The organism is Candidatus Desulfatibia sp. (genome assembly GCF_036446775.1).
In the GTDB taxonomy this organism is placed as follows: domain Bacteria; phylum Desulfobacterota; class Desulfobacteria; order Desulfobacterales; family UBA11574; genus Desulfatibia_A.
In genome coordinates this window covers 1-4,449 of sequence record NZ_JAZFTO010000180.1, presented here as the reverse complement: position 1 = coordinate 4,449, position 4,449 = coordinate 1, and the positions used below count along the sequence as shown (strand labels likewise).

Here is a 4,449-nt window from a genome sequence, read left to right as displayed (position 1 = left end):
CTTGACAAATACCATGCCAGATAATAGAGACAGGGCATGAATTTCAAACAGAAAGCGGTCATGTTCCTGGCGACCGGCGGTTTTATCGGTAACACCTCTTTTGCTCCCGGTACATTTGGTTCCATCTTGGGGCTTCCGCTTTGCTTTCTTCTATCTAAAATCGATCTGCCGGTTGCTGTCCTGCTGACCGGAATATTTATTTTCTTTGCCGTTCTGGTATCCCAAGAGGCTGAGAAAATTTTAGGGGAAAAAGATCCCGGCGCTATTGTTGTTGATGAAATCGCAGGCATTGTGGTAACGTTAATAGGTTTGCCTTTTAATCTGTTTTTCGCGTCAACAGGTTTTATCGTTTTCAGAATTCTGGATATCTTTAAGCCTTATCCGATTCGCCTGCCGGAAAAACATTTTTCAGGAGGTGCCGGCATTGTCCTGGACGATGTAGCGGCCGGCATTTTAAGCAATCTTGTACTAAGAGTTATTTTATTTATAACCCAACCCGGATAAACCGGCCTCCGGCTCGTAGAGCCTACGCCTCGGAGAGAAAGAATAGCCACAAAGGCACCAAGACACAAAGAATAACTGTTTATTATAATTTAACTTTGTGTCTTGGTGTCTTGGTGGCGAAAATATTTTGTTAGATAAATCCTTCGCAAATATGATGAATATTCAGTTTGTTAGGCCATTAAACACTAAATACAAAACACTCTCGCAAAAAGGTGCTGTAGAAAATTGAGCTCAAAAAATATATCAAAAAACGAAAAGCAAACTCCCAAAAAAAGCGCTTGGCGCGAAAACATTGAAGCCATCCTGCTGGCGATCGTACTGGCCATGTTTATTCGTACCTTTATCGTACAGGCCTTTAAAATTCCCTCGGGTTCCATGAAAGAGACACTTCTGATCGGTGATCACATCCTGGTGAATAAGTTTCTTTACGGGGTCAAACTGCCGTTTGCGTCAGCGACAATCATTCCATACAAAGAACCTCAACGGGGAGATATCGTTGTATTTAAGTTCCCGGAGGATCCCGACAAGGACTTTATTAAACGTGTTGTCGGCGTTGCCGGAGACGTGGTTGAATCCCGCGATAAAAGGATCTTTTTAAATCACAAACCTCTGAATCACGATTTTGGGATACATAAAGATTCCCGCATGATTCCGGGAAATATCCAGCCCAGAGACAATTTCGGGCCGCTGGTGGTGCCCGAAAATTCGCTCTTTGTGATGGGAGACAATCGCGACCACAGCTATGACAGCAGATTCTGGGGGTTCGTGAATTTAAAAGCTGTAAGGGGAAAAGCGTTTTTGATCTATTGGTCCTGGGACAAAGGCAATTTCGGGGTCAGGTGGAAAAGAATCGGACAAATGCTTAAGTAAAGCAGGTGCATCATGCAGTTTGCAAGCAAAAACATCCTGGACATGGAGTCGCTTTTATGTCTGGTGGCAGGAGGTTTACGCGATGCTGATGCTGATTAAGGGTGGCAGGGTCATCGATCCCGGAAACATCGATGGCATTATGGATATTCTTATTGATAATGGAAAGATCGTTGAAATTAAGCCACAGATAGCCGCAGAAGGTTCGTCCGGGCTCCAAACAGGTGCGTCAGAGACGGAGCGGGGAAAAGTATCCGTAGACCGCATTATCGACGCCGGCGGAAAAATCGTAACCCCCGGACTTATAGATATGCATGTTCATCTGCGGGAGCCTGGATATGAATATAAAGAGACCATTGCTACAGGCTGCAAGTCCGCGGCTTGCGGCGGCTTCACAGCCGTATGCTGCATGCCTAATACAAATCCTGTCAATGACAACCGGCACGTGACGGAATATATCTTAAAAAGAGCCCTGGAGGTGGATACTGTACGAGTTTATCCTGTTGCCGCTATCAGCAGAGGGCTGCAAGGAAAAGAGCTGTGTGAATATGGAGACTTAAAAGAAGCCGGTGCCGTTGCACTTTCTGATGACGGCAATCCTGTGATGGACAGTCAGCTAATGCGCAGAGCCCTGGAATATGCCAAAGGGTTCGGTTTGCCGGTCATTTCCCACTGTGAAGATCGTGATCTGGCAGGGGGCGGGGTAATGAACGAAGGCGAGATTGCCACCCGGATGGGCCTTGCGGGAATACCCAATGCCGCTGAAAGTGTAATGGTTATACGGGATATCGCTCTTTGTGAATTAACCCAAAGCCCGCTGCACATCGCCCATGTCAGTACCGCAGAATCCGTTCGGGCCATCAGAGATGCCAAAAATAGAGGGGTATTGGTTACAGCCGAAACCGCACCCCATTATTTCACCCTTACAGATGAGGCGGTTGAGGACTATAATACCAATGCCAAAATGAATCCGCCCTTGCGGTCCCGCCGCGACAGGGAGGCTGTTCGCCAGGGACTTGCCGACGGAACCATCGATGTGATTGCCACCGATCATGCCCCCCATGCTCCCATTGAAAAAGAAATTGAATTCGACCTGGCCGCCAATGGAATAATCGGGCTTGAGACCTCGCTGCCACTGAGTTTGAAACTGGTTGACGACGGTGTGCTTGCATTGACGGACCTTATTGCAAAAATGTCGAACAATCCGGCCCGCATCCTCGGACTTGAAAGCGGCCTTCAAGTTGGATATTCAGCCGATATTACCATCATCGATCCTGAGAGATCTTATCGGATCGAGGCCGACAGCTTTCAATCTCTGGGCCGCAACACCCCCTTTGAGGGCTGGGATGTGAAGGGCAGGGCGGTCTTGACTATGGTGGGAGGGAAGGTTGTGTTTCACGATGAACACTTCGTTTAAGGATAGCCACTCTTGAGGTTTAAGGATGGATGGCGGAGGTTGGAGGTTAGAGGCAAAGCCTTCGGCTGTTAGAGGTTGGCGCTTCGCGGTTAGAGGATAGAGGCAAAAGAGTTTTTTGTTTAAACTAAAGCGAAGCGCTCCTCAAACCTTAGACCTAATTCGTTTTGCCGGTTGGAGGCAAAATATGAGCGACTATGTGTTTCCATTTGAAAAGCTTCAGGTATGGCAACTATCGGTTGATCTTGCGGAATTCGTTCTTGATCTGCTTGATAATTTCCCAAAGAACAGGCATCTTCGGTTGGTTGGTCAAATGGAAGCTGCTGTCACATCGCCAGCACAAAATACTGCTGAGGGAAAAGGTCGGCAATATAAAAAAGAATTTATACAATTTCTTCATATTGCTCAAGGTTCCTTGTATGAAGTTGTAACGCTCAACGAAATTTTTCGAAGAAAAAAACTTTTTTCGGATGAAGAGTCAACCGAAATCAGAAAACGATGCGAACAAATCGATCGAAAACTAAATGGATTGATCAATTCACTCAGAGGAAATAAACGAAAATATTCTGCCGGCAAGTTGAAAGAACGAGGCGATTAAAGTTTGAGGTTTAAGGCCGTTGATTTTTTGCCTCCAACCTCCAACCTCCAACCTCCAACAATAATATGCCTATGCCTAACAACACTCCACACATACTGGTTGTAGACGATGAGCTGAGTATGCGAGAGTTGCTCGAAATTATGCTCAGCGGTGAAAATTATAAGGTTGCTTGCGCCGAAACCGGCCGCCAGGCGATATCTATGATAAAAAAAACAGATTTTGATCTTTTGCTGTGCGATATCAGGCTTGGTGATATTACCGGCCTTGACGTGCTGAGGGCTTCAAAAAAGCGTAATCAAAATACCGTAGTCATCATGATATCCGCCTATGCGACCACCGAGACCGCGGTGGAAGCCATGAATGAAGGTGCTTATGACTATGTTCCCAAGCCCTTTGACAATGAAGAGCTTAAACAGACCATTGCAAAAGCGCTGCAATTGAGAACCCTGGAGCATGAAAAAGAGATCCTTGATGATGAGCTCAAGCAAACACTTCATTTTGATACGATAGTGGGTAACAGCCCCGCCATGCTGAAGGTCTACAATATGATCAGCCAGGTTGCCGAAACCCGGACAAACATCCTGATCACCGGCGAAAGCGGAACCGGCAAGGAGTTGATCGCGCGTGCCATCCATGATCAGAGTGATCGGCATAACAAGCCCTTTGTTGTTATAAACTGCGGCAGCATTCCCGAGACATTGATGGAAAGCGAACTTTTCGGTCACAAGAAAGGTGCTTTTACCGGTGCTGCCCAAGACAAAAAGGGGCTTTTTGAAATTGCCGACAAAGGTACGGTTTTTCTTGATGAAATCGGGGAGATCAACCCCCCCATACAGGTCAAGCTGCTCAGGGCGGTCCAGGAGAAGGTTTTCAAGGCCGTGGGCGGCAACGAAGATATTGCCGTTGATATCCGTCTTATTTCTGCCACCAACAAGGAATTGGATCAAGAAGTGATTGCCGGACGTTTCCGGGAAGATCTGTTTTACCGATTGAACGTGATTGAAATCAAGCTGCCGGCACTGCGGGAAAGAAAAAGCGACCTGCGGCTTTTAGCCCAGCATTTTCT

5 protein-coding genes are annotated in these 4,449 nt (G+C 46.8%); all 5 read left to right on the top strand.

What is annotated here, in order from left to right; genetic code table 11:
* Positions 1-36: 36 nt before the first annotated feature.
* Positions 37-504, top strand: coding sequence for a phosphatidylglycerophosphatase A (locus V3S16_RS08835; protein WP_413884315.1), 468 nt, complete (start codon positions 37-39; stop codon positions 502-504).
* Between the two features lie 324 nt (positions 505-828).
* On the top strand, positions 829-1,374 hold the full coding sequence (lepB, locus tag V3S16_RS08830) for a signal peptidase I (RefSeq protein WP_413884316.1): 546 nt from the start codon (positions 829-831) through the stop codon (positions 1,372-1,374).
* Between the two features lie 82 nt (positions 1,375-1,456).
* Positions 1,457-2,788, top strand: coding sequence for a dihydroorotase (locus tag V3S16_RS08825; RefSeq protein WP_413884314.1), 1,332 nt, complete (start codon positions 1,457-1,459; stop codon positions 2,786-2,788).
* Between the two features lie 184 nt (positions 2,789-2,972).
* On the top strand, positions 2,973-3,383 hold the full coding sequence (locus V3S16_RS08820) for a four helix bundle protein (RefSeq protein WP_413884313.1): 411 nt from the start codon (positions 2,973-2,975) through the stop codon (positions 3,381-3,383).
* Positions 3,384-3,454: 71 nt separating this feature from the next.
* Positions 3,455-4,449: sigma-54-dependent transcriptional regulator (locus V3S16_RS08815; protein ID WP_413884312.1), on the top strand; the 995-nt coding region annotated here is incomplete at its 3' end.

Coding starts and splice junctions, on each gene's coding strand:
- V3S16_RS08835 (WP_413884315.1), top strand. CDS start 37: ATGAATTTCAAACAGAAAGCGGTCATGTTCCTGGCGACCGGCGGTTTT.
- lepB (WP_413884316.1), top strand. CDS start 829: ATGTTTATTCGTACCTTTATCGTACAGGCCTTTAAAATTCCCTCGGGT.
- V3S16_RS08825 (WP_413884314.1), top strand. CDS start 1,457: ATGCTGATGCTGATTAAGGGTGGCAGGGTCATCGATCCCGGAAACATC.
- V3S16_RS08820 (WP_413884313.1), top strand. CDS start 2,973: ATGAGCGACTATGTGTTTCCATTTGAAAAGCTTCAGGTATGGCAACTA.